This is a genomic window from Rhodohalobacter halophilus, from assembly GCF_001715195.1.
Taxonomy (GTDB): Bacteria; Bacteroidota; Rhodothermia; order Balneolales; family Balneolaceae; genus Rhodohalobacter; species Rhodohalobacter halophilus.
Genome location: NZ_MDWE01000026.1, coordinates 15,258 through 29,749, shown reverse-complemented (window position 1 = coordinate 29,749; position 14,492 = coordinate 15,258). Strand labels below are relative to the sequence as shown.

Genomic DNA, 14,492 nt, shown 5'->3' with positions numbered 1-14,492 from the left:
AAGATCAGACCGATTTACCGGCCTGACCTTTGATTTAATCATATTCTATATCTGATTACATTTCAACTTTCACCACAAACGGTCCGGTGGCAACCCAGAGATAGTCGGTCCCGATATCGATCGATGAACCTCCCATAAGGTCTTCCGTTTCTACCTGAGTCCATGTACCGCCGGCGTCCGTGGTTTCATATAAAAAGCTTTCAGAGATATTCTCAAAATTTCTTCCAATCACGTAACCGTGTCGGAATGTCTTGAATGTAACGTCTTGTGCAGAAGAAAAAACAGGATGAGTCAACCGTAAGCTTGTACTCTCAGCGTTGTTCCAAATTTTAAAAACGGATCGCCCCGAACCTGTTACTCCCTCCTCTTCGTTCGTCATATAGATAAAATTGAACGGACCGCCCTGATAATCGTACACAACTTCCCAGGTATCACCGCCATCTTCTGTATAAATAATCAGGCGATTATCAGCCGGTGAGTAGTGACCTGCACCCCAGCCCATATTTTCATCCATAAAGAAGAGATCATTGATCCAGAACGATTCGGCACCGCCAAAGGCTCCAACAAACTGATCCTGAACTGTCCAGGTATCGCCGCCATCTTCTGTTTTTAGAATCAGATCATTTACACCGGCAACCCACCCGGTATTTTCATCTATGAAAAACAGAGTTCGTGGCTCTTCGCTTGTTGCAAAAACCAGATCCCAGTTATCACCGCCATCTGTTGTGCGATAAATTCCCTCATCTCCTGTAAAATCACCGTATACGGTACCGGTTACAAAACCAACATTTTCGTCAATCATCTGTAGATCGGTAACAACAAAATCATCTTCCATCTGAAAGGTCCAGGTGACCCCGCCGTCAGTCGTTTTGGCAATCAGGCCCTCACCGCCAACCCATCCGATATCATCTGATAAAAAGTCCACAATATTCAGTCGGGCACTGCTGCCGGTATCGTACCAGGTCGTGGCATTAGCAGGAGCCGGCTCCTCCTCAAAATTGGCAACGATATTCATATTCCCTTCTACCGTAACCTCTATTGGATTTTCCTCTCCTGAAATATCTCCGGACCACTCGACAAACACCCACCCTTCTGCAGGAACAGCCGTATATTCGATCACTGTTCCGTATTCAACCTCTTCAGATTCTGATGAGATGATCTGCTCAACAATTTCACCCTCACCCACTGTCTCTGTTGTAATTTCATAGGTGGACATTGCAAAAACTGCAGTCACATTTTTCTCACTGTCGATGGTAATGGTTTCCGGGTTTGAGGATCCGGTCAGATCCCCTGTCCATTCCACAAATTCCCACCCATCATCAGGAACGGCTGTCAATTGAACTGCAGTGCCCTCCTGGTAACTTTCTGTCTTGGAAGTGACAATCTGCTCCTGAATGGATCCGCTTCCTTCGGTATTCAGTGTCAGATCATATTCGCGCACCTCAAACATCGCCGTTACGCTTTTATCGCTGTTCATCACAATTGTGGCCGGGTTGGAGGATCCGTTATGATCTCCCTGCCAACCGGAAAACACCCATCCTTCGTTGGCAGATGCATTAACTGTCACCTCGGTACCTTCATCAAACTCCCCCTGAGCCGGTGAAACAGAACCTGCATCCTCGGGATTCACATTTGTGTTAAGTGTGTAAATTTCTGAATTTTCAGTTGTTGCGCTGCACCCTAAAAGTAATAGAGCTGTAATTAGTAGTAATAGCTTTTTCATATCTGGTTGTAATCGTTAATCTGTTGTATTGATACGCCACTTGAGACGATATTCCAGATATATAAGCGCAGCCTGTCAATAAAGACTGTCAAAAAAGATCAATCTATTTTGAGGAAGAGAGTAGCGAGCAGGAAATTTTCAACAACAGGAGTTACGACACCTCTATTTTTGAATAAATACGAATTTCCGATTTTACCGAGTTGGCAATAAAACATTTTTGGTGTGCTTCTTGATGCATTTTTTGATCTGACTCCGTATCGGGAACCTTCTCTGGTGAGTATGAAACAACCGGATGAAGGTCCACATTCGTAATAGCCAGCTCTCCCTTTTCATTTTTCTCCATTACGCCCTCTGCACAGTCGGAGTAGCTGTCTACCACAAAACCTTTTCTTGAAGCAATGGCCAGAAACCAAAGCATGTGACAACTTGAAATGGATGCAATGAATGCCTCCTCAGGGTCTACGGCGTTTGGGATAGCATGTGGTTCCGGAACGATATGTAGCGAAGCAGTTGCTTTTATCACATCTCCGCCGTCGAACAACCATCTGTGAACCCGGCTGTAATCCGACTGTTGAAACGGCGCTCCGTTTCTCTCCCATTTAATTTCCGCACAATATGTTGCCATGATTTATCCGATCAGTCACTCAACCCGAACCCACCAACAGGATCCAGCTCATGCCGGGCACCAAAGCCGGCAATAAACTCACGGCCTTTTGCAATGGCAGATTGCACCTCAGGAAGCTGAAGTGAGTTTTCATGATCATTTTTCGTCTCCCAGATCTCTGTAATCCAGATTCCGTTCTCATCGTCCACATCTTTTGAAATCACATACTGGATGCAGCCCGGCATATTTTGAGTACCGGCCAGCAAAATTTCTATCAGTTCATCCCGTGATCCGCTTTTGGCTTTCATCTGCCCGATCAATCCGTACATCTATTCCCTCCAACTAAGTTAACGTTATCCTGCATGATTGTATAAAACTAAACCGTTCTCAACAGTCCTGAGTGTACTTCATTCAAAGATTTACACCCCAACAGGGCCAGGATATATTTTAAATCCCGACTCCAGTTGCTAATCAACTCTTGTACACCCTCTTCCCCTTTCTCTTTGATGGCGTGTATAACTGGCTGAGCAGTAGCGGCAAAATCAGCCCCCAGCGCAATCGCTTTTACTACATCAAAGGAAGAACGGATCCCTCCGGATGCAATCAGATCAAAACGAAATTCATCTTTCAGCGGGGCAATTTGATTCAAACACTCCACGGTTGGGATTCCCCAGTCATCAAACTGATGCATCGGGTTTTTTTGCCTTTCACGAAGATTCTCAACCTTGGCCCAGCTGGTTCCACCGGCTCCGGCCACATCGATACAGTCGGCACCCATTGCCAGCAACCGGCGTGCCACCGAACCCGATATTCCCGCTCCGGTCTCCTTAATCATAACAGGAACAGGGCTATTTGCAATCAAATACTCAATTCCTTTCTCAATACCTGCAAAATCGTGATCTCCCTCAGGCTGCATTAATTCCTGAAGAGGGTTAAGATGCACAATGATAGCATCGGCCTGAATGGAGTTAACCAAAAGGTTCAGTTTATCACTGTTCAAACCACCGATCAACTGTGCGCCGCCAATATTTGCCGATATAAATGCATCGGGCGCATGCTCCCGTACTACAGAAAATGACTCGATCTGCCTTTCATCTTCGAGCATGGCCCGCTGGCTGCCAACCCCAAACGGCAGATTATTCTCCTGGCAACATTTCGCGATGATGGAATTAACTGATCCCGCTTCAGTATACCCACCCGTCATCGAGGATATGAACAGAGGCAGCGAAAATGTACGCCCCAAGAGTGATGCCGTTACATCCACCTCAGCCGGATTCACTTCGGGCAGAGCATTGTGCATAAAATCGTATGCTTCAAAACCGGTAGTTTTTCGGTAAAAAACGTCACTGTAAGCGGTCAGATCTACATGATCTTTTTTTCGCTCCTGTATCGACATAGTGTTATTAGTTTAGTAAAAATTCTGATTCCCTGTTCTGATTATGATCTATACCATATACGAACCGCCATTGATGTGCAACGTCGATCCCGACATGTGTTTTACCTCACCTTTAGCCAGAAAAGCTACCAGATTCGCAACTTCTTCGGGCTGCGTGATTTCATCAAAAGCTGATCGTTTAGTCAAAGCTTCGGCGCCCAGTATCTCAACCGATTCCTTCGCCATATCCGTTTCGATGAAACCCGGTGCAACTGTATAAGCTACAATTCCTTTTCTGCTGAAATCTCTGGCAATGCTTTTGGTAAAAGCGGCCATCCCCGCTTTAGATGCAGCATATGCGGCATATTCCTGGGTATCGCCCCGGTATGCCGCTCGGGAAGAGATGTTGATCACAATTCCTTCGCTTTTGTTCTCTGAATGAGCATTGATAAACCATTTGGTAAGCAGGGCTGAAGACCGAAGGTTGACGTTCATCGTACGATCCCAAACTGCCAGCCAGTCTGTGTCACTGACCTTAAAATCTGCATCCTGAAAAATACCCGCATTGTTTATCAAAACATCCGGAAAGTATTTGTTTGCAAAAAATAATGGTTTGAGTTTCGACTCTATTTGTTCAAAATCCCCCAGATCAACCTGCACACCGTGAAAATGGTCTGAAGTTTGAAAATCAACCGGAAACTCTGAGCCTCTCCGTGTACCGGTGACCCTAAACTTCTCCTTCAATAACTTATCGGTAATTGCTTTGCCAATTCCTCGGCTGGCCCCCGTAACGACTGCGTGTTTCATTGTAAACTGTTTATTTGTAATAATTTTGACTGAATTCCGGTATAGAAATTACCATTCAATGTTTAATACCACCCTTTTCGTTTAAAGTAGATAATCATTGCAAGGCTCATCAGAAACATCAGCCCGAGAGAAAAAGGGTAACCAAAATACCAATTCAGTTCAGGCATATTGAACGGACTCACCTCGGGATCAAAATTCATCCCGTAAATTCCGGCTATGAAAGTAAGGGGAATAAATATTGTAGCGATGATGGTCAAAACCTTCATTACCTCGTTCATTCTGTTGCTGAGGCCCGACATATACATATCGTAGAGTCCGAAAACCATTTCACGACTGGTTTCAAGGCTGTCCAGTACCTGAACCATATGGTCGTACACATCTCGTAAAAATACCCGAACTTCTGTTGATATGAGCGGCACCTCATCACGAATTAGTGAATTGATCCCATCGCGCAGCGACCAAACCGATTTTCTGAAGTAGATGATATCCCGACGCAGAGCGTGGATTTTATGAAGCTGATCACTTCGAGGGTTATCCAGTATATCCTCTTCAATCTTCTCAATGTTTTCACTAATTACATCCAGTGCAAAAAAGTAGTGATCGACTATATTATCAGCTAGTGCATAAGCAAGATAGTCCGGTCCAAACTTTCGCAGGCGGGTGGTTGTCAGCTCCAGGCGTTTTAAAACCGGATCAAATAACGGCTCATCGCTCTCCTGGAAAGAGAGTACGTAGTTCTCACCCAGCACGATGCTCACCTGTTCGGTGTGAACCTTTAGATCTCCCTTCTCATTTTCCTGCTGCTTGATCATTCTAAGAACAATAAAAACCGCATTTGGATAGATCTCTACTTTTGGCCGTTGTGTGGTGCTTACAATATCTTCCTGAATGAGCGGGTGAAGGTCAAAATATTCCCAAACACTTCTCAGTTTCTCAATATCGTGCAACCCTCGTACCTGAATCCAGGTTTTCGATTTATTTTGAATGTAAGGTTCAGATTTCTCAATTTTTTTGATCGGTATCACATCGTAATGTGTTTCGTCAAAATCGTGAACAGTCATCAGCACTTCATCCATGCGCTGAATCCCGGTGTAAATAGCTGTTCCGGGAACCTCACCCGGCTTCTTTCTTACATGGCGATGCCGGTGATTAGCCGGAAATAAGCTCTGAATTTTTTTTGCTACGTTATTTGCCCGTTTCTTCATGAGAGTGTCTGTATCATCTTTTCACTTTTCAGTATAAACAGTACCCTTTTTTTGGGAAAATGTCGATTCCTGATTTGTTCCGATTCATGAATCCATTTCCACTTGATATATGTTACACCGAATTAAATCTGATTTGATAGAAACAAATGTCTAACTTTGATTCCTGTTGACCCAATTTTTTCTTCTCCCTATGACAAACTACTCGAAGCTTCCTAAAATCGAACTGCACCTCCACCTCGACTGCTCCCTAAGCTATTCTGTGGTAAAATCGCTTGATCCGACCATTACTGAAAAACAGTATCAAAATGAATTTCAGGCTACCGTCAACTGCCGGAATTTGAACGAGTATATTGAAAAAGCCGGGCGCGCTATCGATCTCATGCAGAGTAAGGAAGCCCTACGTTTGGTTACGCTGGACCTGTTTGATCAGCTTCAGCAGGATCATGTTATCTATGCAGAAATCCGGTTTGCTCCCCTTGAACATATCAAGCAGGGTCTAACTGCCAATCAAGTGGTTGAGGCCGTTGAGAAAGCTGCTGAGGAGGGTATTCAACGTACGGGAATTGAAACCGGCATCATTCTCTGTACCCTGCGGCATTACTCTGAAGAGGAGTCGATGGAAACGGTGAAGCTGTGTGAAAAATTTAAAGGCAGCAGAGTTGTCGGGTTTGATATTGCGGCGGATGAAGCGGGCTTCCCGATCGACAATCATAAAAACGCATTTGAATATGCACGAAGCCACGGTATCTCAACAACGGCACATGCCGGTGAAGCGGCCGGACCCGAAAGTGTTCGCGAAACACTGGATTATTTCAAACCGGCGCGCATCGGACACGGAGTACGGAGCATTGAAGATTCTGAATTGATGAAGCGCTTGATAGAAGATCAAATTCACCTTGAGATATGCCCCACCAGTAATGTACTGACTAAAGTCGTATCGAAAATTGAAGATCACCCGGTTGATCAGATTTACAACTCCGGGGTATCGATGAGTATTAATACTGACGGACGCACGATCTCGAATGTGACTCTAAAAGATGAGTATGAGATGCTCGAAAAAACGTTTAGCTGGGAAAAAGCCTACCTTTTAAAGTGTAACCTCGAAGCAATAGAACACGCTTTTATAGATAGAAAGAGGAAGAAAAGGCTAAAACAGAAAATCTTGACGGGCTGGGAATAGAAGTATCCGTCAGACCGCTAAAAGCGGTCAAACGGATATTCATTTCCTTATCTGAAATCTTCTGAAAGATAGAAGTCAATATTATCTCCAACCCACTCTGTCCATTAACCGAATGGCCAGCGGGTTGTTCTCCCCGTAGGAAGTAACATTCACGGCATCACTGTCGAAAGAACCAAAGTCGCCGAGTACTCCGGGAACCTCCATCGACTCAAGAATCGGAAACTCATTGTTGCCAATCGAATAGAGCTGTTGGGCATCATCGGTAGCCAGATACTCGATAAATCGAAGAGCATTCTCCCGGTTTGGTGAATTTGCTGCAATTCCGGCACCGCTGATATTAACATGTGCTCCTCCATATTCCGCATCCGGGAAGTAGATGCCAACTTTTCCGGCCACTTCAAGATCTTGAGCATCATCCGATTGCATCAATCGCGCGAGATAGTAATGGTTGGCTAAAGCAACGTCACAGAGTCCGGCAGCAACGGCTCTGATCTGATCTGTGTCGCCGCCTTGCGGGTCACGAGCAAAATTGTTGACCAAACCTTCGGCCCACTCTTCCACACGCTCCTCTCCATGGCTTTCAATCAAAGACGCTACCAGCGATTGGTTATAAATATTGTTGGACGAACGAACACAAACCCTGCCGTTCCACTTTTCCTCTGCAAGATCAAGATATCCGCGTAAATCGGCGGGATCTACACTCTCTTTGTTGTAAATAATTCCACGAACTCTTTCTGATAATCCAACCCACATATCATCTACATCGCGAAACTGAGCAGGAATTACTTCATTCAGATATTCCGAATTGAGAGGCTGAAGAACTCCGGCTTCCTTGGCTCTCCAAAGTCTGCCAGCATCAACGGTTATTACTACATCTGCGGGACTATTTATCCCTTCATTGCGCATCCGCTCAATAAGTTCATCACTTGAGCCTTCAATGAGATTTATTTCTATACCTGTCTCTTCCGTAAACTGACTGTAGAGTTCAAGATCTGTATCATAATGGCGAGAAGAGTAGATGTTCACTTCATCCTGATCACTGCAAGAAAAAAATAGCAGTGCAGAGACGATAAGTACCATGAGCTGTTTCATGACGTAATTGCTGTCTTTTTGTGTTAAAAATTAATTTAGATCAATTCTAAATAGATAATCACTCAGAAGCAACCCCGGATTTTGATAAAAGTTGTAAGGATATGAATTCAAATGCTATAACCAATAAAGGCCGATGATACCGGCCTTTATAGAATTGGATAGAGTGATATTGCCGTTAAGCGGTTTCTGCACTCAGTGTCTCTTCCATTACCCGTTTCTGGATATCGTGCGGAACAGGTCCATACTCGTGAAATTGACGCGTATAGGTGGCACTTCCCTGCGTCATCGATTTGAGCCGTGTTGTGTATTTATCCAGCTCCTGCAGCGGCACAATCGCCTTTATTTTCTGAATTGATCCTTCTGAATCCATTCCCAGAATCTGGCCGCGGCGTGAGCTCAAATCACTCATCACATCTCCCATATAATCAGCCGGAAGCGTCACTTCAATTTCATAGAGCGGTTCCAGTAGCTGTGGCGATGCCTGGAGAAACCCATCTTTAAAAGCCATCAGCGACGCCGTTTTAAATGCTGCCTCATTCGAATCCACCGAGTGCATCGATCCATCATAAACCGAAACCCTTACATCCCGAACCCGGCAACCGCTCATCGGTCCGTTCTCCATTTTTTCCATGATCCCTTTCAAAATAGCAGGCATAAAACGGTTATCAATCACACCGCCAACAATGCAGTTTTGAAACACAAGCTTTCCACCCCAATCGAGGGTAATCTCCTGCACATCCCGAACATTCAGATCTTTTCGGTCCGGAATTCCTTCGTACCAGGGCTCAATAGATAGATAAACTTCAGCAAATTGCCCGGCTCCACCACTCTGTTTTTTGTGCTTATAATGAGCATCTGACCTCTTTGTAATTGTCTCGCGATATGGAATTCGCGGAGTGATGAATTGAACATTGAGGTTAAACCTGTTTTGAAGCTCGTGAAGAATCACATTAAGATGCTCTTCACCCAGCCCGTGTAATATTGTTTGCTGTAGCTCCTGGCTATGTTCTACCCGTATTGACGGATCCTCCTTCTCTATTTGATGAAGCGCATTGCTGAGCTTATCCTCTTCCCCCTCATTGAGAAGCTGAAGGGCAACCCGTATTGTTGGTTCCGGATATTTAATCGGTTCAAATTCTACATCAGAGGATTTTCCGGCAATCGTGTCGCCAGACATAACCCCTTTCAGCTTTACGGTAACACCAATGTCACCGGCCTCCAGGGTAGAGACTTCGGTTCGTTTTTCTCCCTGTGGAACGAAAAGTGAGCCCAGCCGAAGAGAATCCCCGGTTCGTTTATTAACAAGATCCATTCCGTGCTCAATGGATCCATCCATCACCTTAAAATAGGTAAGGTCCCCGACATGATTCTCTGAAGTGGACCGGAAAACAAACATTGCCGGGTCTCCATCCGAATGAACACGATGAACGTCACCGGATTTCAGAGGGAGTTCCCTCTCGGTTGGGTCCGGAGATACATTGCTGATAAACCCCATTAATCGCCCGGATCCCATATTTCGATCTGCTACTGTGCAGAATAGTGGAAAAATATCCCGGTTCAGCATTCCAATTTTCAGCCCGTCCCGCATCTGATACTCATCCAGTTCGCCATGTTCAAAATAGAGATCGAGCAGGCTCTCATCATTTTCGGCAATGGTTTCCACAAGTTCGTTGTGCAGAAGTTCGGCCTGAGATTTCAGCGACTCGGGAATGGGCAGTTTGTCGGGCTTTCCTCCCGCTTCAGGGAATTCATACATGGTCATTTTCAGTACATCTACAATGGCGTGAAAGTCATCGCCTTCACTGTAAGGAAACTGAACAATAACCACTCCTCGCCCAAATCGCTCTTTGGCCATGTCCACGGTTTTCTGAAAATCAGACTGCTCGCTATCCAGTTTGTTGGCCACAAGGATCGTTGGGAGCTTTCTGCGTTCAGCGGCTTTCCAGAACGCTTCCGTACCCACCTCAACACCATATTCACTGTTTAGCACAATCATGGCAGAATCAGCTACATGCAGCGAATCCGACACGTGTCCCCAATAGTCCGGGGTACCGGGTGTATCAAGCAAATTGATTTTGGTCCCCCGCCAGTCGAGATTGAGAACTGATCCAAAGATTGATTTCTGTTTCTCCTTTTCCAGTGAGTGGTAATCAGACAGAGTTGATTTCTTTTCAATTGAACCTCTTTTATGTGATGAACCCGATTCGAAAATCATGGTTTCGGCGAGTGTGGTTTTACCGGATCCCGCATGCCCCATCAGAGCAACATTTCGAATCTTACCGGTAGGATAGTTCTTCATATAAACTCCTCTTTTTGTGATTAATCCGGACAGCCGGCTTGTTTGTTCTCTCGTCGGCTTTACCGATTATGTTTTCCAAACTTCTCTTCGCTATCTTTCTCCTCTTAATTTATAAGGCTTCAGTTTGAAATCAATATGAAAAAAATTCTTTTACTGCAGACCGGCGGTACGATTGCCATGCAATTGGAGAGCGGAGGCCCCGAACTGGATTCGGAGAGCTGGAATGAACTCCTGCACAATGAAATCCCTGAACTATCACAGATTGCCCATCTGACTACAGAAAATGTCTTTTTTGAAGACAGTTCGGACGTCAATCATACCCACTGGAAACTCCTCGCTGAAACCATCCAAAAAAATTATCAGAATTTTGATGGGTTTGTTGTCCTGCATGGAACAGACACAATGGCTTATACCACATCGGCACTCTCTTTTGCTTTGCAAAATTTAGGGAAGCCGGTCATTTTTACCGGAAGTCAGGTTCCAATGAGTAATCTGCGAAGTGATGCCCGCCGAAATCTGGTAAATGCCGTAGAACTCTCCACCTTTCCTATACCCGAAGTAGCGATCTGTTTTAATGATCACCTTTTCAGGGGAAATCGGAGTACCAAAATGAGTATCGGTGATTTTGACGCATTTGCATCCCCAAATTTTGAACCGCTTGCTGAAGTTGGACTGGAAATAAAACTTTCACAGCACATTCTAAAAAAGGAAAATAATCTGATCTGTTCACCCATATTCAGAGATGATCTTTTTGTTCTGAAGCTACACCCTAATCTGAAACCTTCCTTTTTAGATTGTCTTGATCTGGATCACATTAAAGTTTTGGTTCTGGAAGCGTTTGGGAGCGGGAATATGCCGATAAAAGGAGATTACAATTTGCTGCCTTTTCTTGATAAATGCAGAGACCACGGCGTACATGTAATCATTACGTCTCAGGCGGCATATGATTCGGTTACTCTCGATCAATACTCCAGCGGGCGAGAAGCAAAAAGACGCGGAGCACTCAGCGCCGGCCCCATGACCATGGAGGCCACCGTAACCAAAGCTATGTTTCTGCTTGGCCTTGGTTTTAATGAGCAGGAATTCCGAACCAAATTCGAGGCAAGCCTATCCGGGGAAAGGTAACAACCTCGCCTGTCGACTTCCTCAAAACATGAAGTTTCAGCTCATCACTTTCAGTTGACCGGCGAATATGAACCCAACACCTTTTCCCTTCAACCCGACCGTCGAAAAATGCAATCGACAGTCGGGGTGGAATTCCTCACACTTCTATCTTCTCATTTTTATACATTAACGTTAATTGGAATTGAGCAGATACCTTTAAAAAATCGAATCTATCGTATGATCTTTATTTTTGATGTCGAAACCATTCCGGATTTTGAATTTCTTCGCAGGGTGTTAAATCAGCCCGATCTTGAAGACGAGGAACTGCTTCAACAAGCAAGCGAGGAACTCACACGAAACAATAGCGGATTTCTGCCACCGATGTACCACAGAATGGTATCCTGGGCCGGACTTTGGGTCGATAACGGCGGTAACCCGGTTCAAAAAGCTGCTTGGAATGGAGAAGATGAAAAGGCAGGTCTGCAGGCTATTTTCAACACTCTGCTGACGTACAAAGATTTCGGTTTGGTACACCATAATGGCCGCGGTTTCGATCTGCCCCTTCTCACCTATCGGGCTATGAAACACAACATGCAGATACCGGTCCGCCTAAACCACTACGACATCCGATACCGTTTCAGCAAGGAAAATGTGGATCTGATGGATGAGTTCAGTAATTACGGAGCCAGCTCCTATCCTAAACTGAAACATCTTGGGTATCTGATTGATGTACCCTTCAAGCAAACAGCGGAGGGAAATGAAGTACTGGCAATGTATCGTGAAAAGAAGCTGGCCGAAATCGAGCACTACTGCTACGAAGATGTCATGGCTACCTACATCGTCTGGTTACGGATGAAATACACAGTGGGTGACATTCCTGAAGAACAGTTTACCAACCTGAACGAACGTGCACTCAGTAAACTGAAAGAGATTCAGACCGGCTGACATCGGACAAATTTACATCCTCACCACTCTACGGATAGTCTTCCAAATCCTCCATCAAAGCGGCTGCCCGGTTCTCTTGGATACCCAATGCCGGACTGCTTATCCTGATCTATATCGTAAGAGACACCGGCTAAGAAATGAAATTTTTCATTCACCCGATATCCGATTGTAAAGGTTAACCGATCATTTCTGTTTCTGACGGTAGGATACACTCTTCGAAAATCGAGATTTCTGACTCCATTATCGGGATGGGGATCCCCTTCGGGATAGCGATAATCCGCATGAAACTCCAGACCGAGCTGAATCCCCTTTCGATCGGAGCCATACAGAATTCTGCTCTTCATTTTCAATCTCTGTTCAACAAAATGGAAGGGTTGTCTGCCTACATTACTGTAGTTTGGAGCCAGATCACCGGGTACGGTCTCCCCTTGCAGACTGTCCACATTCCGTTCGAGCCACATCCACTGTTCTGCACTGAAGTTTCTGTACGTTCCCGTCACAAAAAAACCTCCCCGATCGCTGTACTGCCGATTGCTAAAATCCTCAATAAAATCTGAACCCGGAACCGGCTGACGAATCAGTTTTGAAAACCTTCGCTGATAGGTGACACCAATCAAACCGAACGGATGGCTGTATTGAGCGAGTGCTCCCAGATAGTGAGCCCACTCTTCATCAGAAAATATTTGACCCGGATCGGATGTAGAGCGCACCTCTTTCTCTAATTTTGTCTGGATGCCGGCCAGAATTTCTGCTTTGAAATTTCCAATTTCAGGCGAAACAATTTTGATGTTATAAAGAAAAGGATGTTTGCCGTATTCATAAACGAGTTCGTAACGGTCATTCCACTCGTTGTCGCTTCCTTCAGCCAAGTCCTGCACAACGCCTGCACCCCAATCCATCCATGTAAACCCGGCATAGATCATTCCATTTTCGATGTCGCCATATTTGTAATATAGCGTTATGTCGAGATCACTTTTATCCCGGCTAAGCGTGTGTTCTGCACCTATTTGATGACGGTTTTTTAGCTGATATTCATATCCCAAACGAAACAGAAACCGGTCTGTACGCAAATTCTCTTCATGAAAACCATCAACCTTAACAAGATGGCGATCCCCGGGACGGTAGTTCATCTTTATCTTGTTCTCAATGGCAAAATTGGTCGCATTCAGGCTGCCAACAGAAAGCCGGTAGGCTTGATCAGCCGTGTGCCATCGGTAATCATCCAAGTAGGTATATCGGTACGTGAGGAGGTCAATTTCGTGTTCCGGACTCATTGGATTGATGGTTCTCCTGAAAAGTCCGCGGTTGTAATGCGTGGCTCCGAAATTGTGGCTGCGATCGAGCATAAAATTGAGGGTTCTCTGCTCCCACTCTATCAGTGTGGCAAACCCGCTACTCTGTTGTGCATGTAGCGAGTCCCTGCTGTTTACAAATAACATCAATAAAAATATCGCAAATAGAGTATATCGATTTGTTCTCATATCTACTTTTAATTCCATCCCATCTCTCCATTAGATAATACGAAACCTTCACTCTTGATAAAACTTATCATCTGATCGTATCAATTCTGTAATTTCACTCCTTATTCAGATATATTTATCCAATTTGGATTGACCTTTATTTCGGACAACATTATCTTTAATAAAACTTCAAGATTTTATGAAGCAGTCCATTGGTTCCATATTCCTCACGCTCACCCTGCTCTTCTCCATGACGGAGATCAGCAAGGTTGCTATTGTGGGGTATTCGCTGTTTACCGATGGAGAAAAAGTCGCACATTTTTGTACCTGTATCGGATGTTCTCACGATACGAATAGCGGAACGGAACACTGCGCCATCGATATGGAGATGGACAAGAGTCATGATTCATCACACAGCGCGGAGAAGCACGGCAGCGAAGAAAAGCCGGCTCATTGTGATATGACTCAAACCGCCAGCGGTGAATCTGTCTGCGGGTGCCAGAAAGGCGCGCCCGGCCAAATGCACATCCTGTTCAATACGCTGGACAAGACTGCTTTACTTGCCGAATCCGGCAATGCTAAACTGATTTTTGACAAACGATTTTTTAAACAACTTCATCAGTCAAACCTCTCCTTCTTTCAAAAAGATATTTTTCATCCTCCACAAAGCTAATTCATCCATCCTCAAAACTTCAGCA

The 14,492-nt window shown here is 44.9% G+C and carries 13 protein-coding genes; 4 read left to right on the top strand and 9 right to left on the bottom strand.

Annotated features, from left to right (window positions below):
* Positions 1-55 precede the first annotated feature (55 nt).
* The 6 genes from BG260_RS08605 to corA form a co-directional block, all read right to left on the bottom strand.
* Positions 56-1,723, bottom strand: a complete 1,668-nt coding sequence (locus BG260_RS08605) for an InlB B-repeat-containing protein (RefSeq protein ID WP_083750203.1) — start codon at positions 1,721-1,723, stop codon at positions 56-58.
* A gap of 151 nt (positions 1,724-1,874) precedes the next feature.
* Positions 1,875-2,348 (bottom strand): OsmC family protein, encoded by a 474-nt coding sequence (locus BG260_RS08600; protein WP_069131704.1) that lies wholly within the window; start codon positions 2,346-2,348, stop codon positions 1,875-1,877.
* Positions 2,349-2,359: 11 nt separating this feature from the next.
* On the bottom strand, positions 2,360-2,656 hold the full coding sequence (locus BG260_RS08595) for a putative quinol monooxygenase (protein WP_069131703.1): 297 nt from the start codon (positions 2,654-2,656) through the stop codon (positions 2,360-2,362).
* A gap of 47 nt (positions 2,657-2,703) precedes the next feature.
* Complete coding sequence (gene fni / locus BG260_RS08590) at positions 2,704-3,723, bottom strand: type 2 isopentenyl-diphosphate Delta-isomerase (RefSeq protein WP_069131701.1); 1,020 nt, start codon at positions 3,721-3,723, stop codon at positions 2,704-2,706.
* A gap of 48 nt (positions 3,724-3,771) precedes the next feature.
* A complete protein-coding gene (locus BG260_RS08585; protein WP_069131700.1) occupies positions 3,772-4,509 on the bottom strand; it encodes an SDR family NAD(P)-dependent oxidoreductase in 738 nt (245 codons plus the stop codon).
* Positions 4,510-4,571: 62 nt separating this feature from the next.
* Entirely contained in the window at positions 4,572-5,714 is a 1,143-nt protein-coding gene (gene corA, locus BG260_RS08580; protein WP_083750202.1) for a magnesium/cobalt transporter CorA, read from the bottom strand.
* Between the two features lie 190 nt (positions 5,715-5,904).
* Between corA and add the strand changes: the two genes are divergently transcribed.
* Positions 5,905-6,894, top strand: a complete 990-nt coding sequence (gene add, locus BG260_RS08575) for an adenosine deaminase (protein WP_069131698.1) — start codon at positions 5,905-5,907, stop codon at positions 6,892-6,894.
* An 81-nt stretch (positions 6,895-6,975) separates the two neighbouring features.
* Here the strand turns inward: add and BG260_RS08570 are convergent, their stop codons facing one another.
* Complete coding sequence (locus tag BG260_RS08570; protein ID WP_069131696.1) at positions 6,976-7,986, bottom strand: Fe(3+) ABC transporter substrate-binding protein; 1,011 nt, start codon at positions 7,984-7,986, stop codon at positions 6,976-6,978.
* A gap of 175 nt (positions 7,987-8,161) precedes the next feature.
* Complete coding sequence (locus tag BG260_RS08565; RefSeq protein WP_069131694.1) at positions 8,162-10,285, bottom strand: elongation factor G; 2,124 nt, start codon at positions 10,283-10,285, stop codon at positions 8,162-8,164.
* A gap of 135 nt (positions 10,286-10,420) precedes the next feature.
* Here BG260_RS08565 and BG260_RS08560 point away from each other — a divergent pair, with 135 nt between their 5' ends.
* Together BG260_RS08560 and BG260_RS08555 are read left to right on the top strand one after the other, a co-directional pair.
* Positions 10,421-11,410 (top strand): asparaginase, encoded by a 990-nt coding sequence (locus BG260_RS08560; protein WP_069131692.1) that lies wholly within the window; start codon positions 10,421-10,423, stop codon positions 11,408-11,410.
* A gap of 108 nt (positions 11,411-11,518) precedes the next feature.
* A complete protein-coding gene (locus BG260_RS08555; RefSeq protein ID WP_245683931.1) occupies positions 11,519-12,334 on the top strand; it encodes a ribonuclease H-like domain-containing protein in 816 nt (271 codons plus the stop codon).
* A 20-nt stretch (positions 12,335-12,354) separates the two neighbouring features.
* Here BG260_RS08555 and BG260_RS08550 read toward each other — a convergent pair whose 3' ends face one another.
* Positions 12,355-13,833: a hypothetical protein gene (locus tag BG260_RS08550; protein WP_141691554.1), complete on the bottom strand. Its 1,479-nt coding sequence runs from the start codon at positions 13,831-13,833 to the stop codon at positions 12,355-12,357.
* Between the two features lie 160 nt (positions 13,834-13,993).
* Here BG260_RS08550 and BG260_RS08545 point away from each other — a divergent pair, with 160 nt between their 5' ends.
* On the top strand, positions 13,994-14,467 hold the full coding sequence (locus BG260_RS08545) for a hypothetical protein (protein WP_069131689.1): 474 nt from the start codon (positions 13,994-13,996) through the stop codon (positions 14,465-14,467).
* The last annotated feature ends 25 nt before the right edge of the window (positions 14,468-14,492 follow it).

Bases quoted from the DNA above. Each gene is read 5' to 3' on its own strand.
- BG260_RS08560 (WP_069131692.1), top strand. From the start codon at position 10,421: ATGAAAAAAATTCTTTTACTGCAGACCGGCGGTACGATTGCCATGCAA.
- BG260_RS08595 (WP_069131703.1), bottom strand. From the start codon at position 2,656: ATGTACGGATTGATCGGGCAGATGAAAGCCAAAAGCGGATCACGGGAT.
- BG260_RS08600 (WP_069131704.1), bottom strand. From the start codon at position 2,348: ATGGCAACATATTGTGCGGAAATTAAATGGGAGAGAAACGGAGCGCCG.
- fni (WP_069131701.1), bottom strand. From the start codon at position 3,723: ATGTCGATACAGGAGCGAAAAAAAGATCATGTAGATCTGACCGCTTAC.
- BG260_RS08545 (WP_069131689.1), top strand. From the start codon at position 13,994: ATGAAGCAGTCCATTGGTTCCATATTCCTCACGCTCACCCTGCTCTTC.
- BG260_RS08570 (WP_069131696.1), bottom strand. From the start codon at position 7,986: ATGAAACAGCTCATGGTACTTATCGTCTCTGCACTGCTATTTTTTTCT.
- BG260_RS08605 (WP_083750203.1), bottom strand. From the start codon at position 1,723: ATGAAAAAGCTATTACTACTAATTACAGCTCTATTACTTTTAGGGTGC.
- BG260_RS08565 (WP_069131694.1), bottom strand. From the start codon at position 10,285: ATGAAGAACTATCCTACCGGTAAGATTCGAAATGTTGCTCTGATGGGG.
- add (WP_069131698.1), top strand. From the start codon at position 5,905: ATGACAAACTACTCGAAGCTTCCTAAAATCGAACTGCACCTCCACCTC.
- BG260_RS08550 (WP_141691554.1), bottom strand. From the start codon at position 13,833: ATGGAATTAAAAGTAGATATGAGAACAAATCGATATACTCTATTTGCG.
- BG260_RS08585 (WP_069131700.1), bottom strand. From the start codon at position 4,509: ATGAAACACGCAGTCGTTACGGGGGCCAGCCGAGGAATTGGCAAAGCA.
- BG260_RS08555 (WP_245683931.1), top strand. From the start codon at position 11,519: ATGCAATCGACAGTCGGGGTGGAATTCCTCACACTTCTATCTTCTCAT.
- corA (WP_083750202.1), bottom strand. From the start codon at position 5,714: ATGAAGAAACGGGCAAATAACGTAGCAAAAAAAATTCAGAGCTTATTT.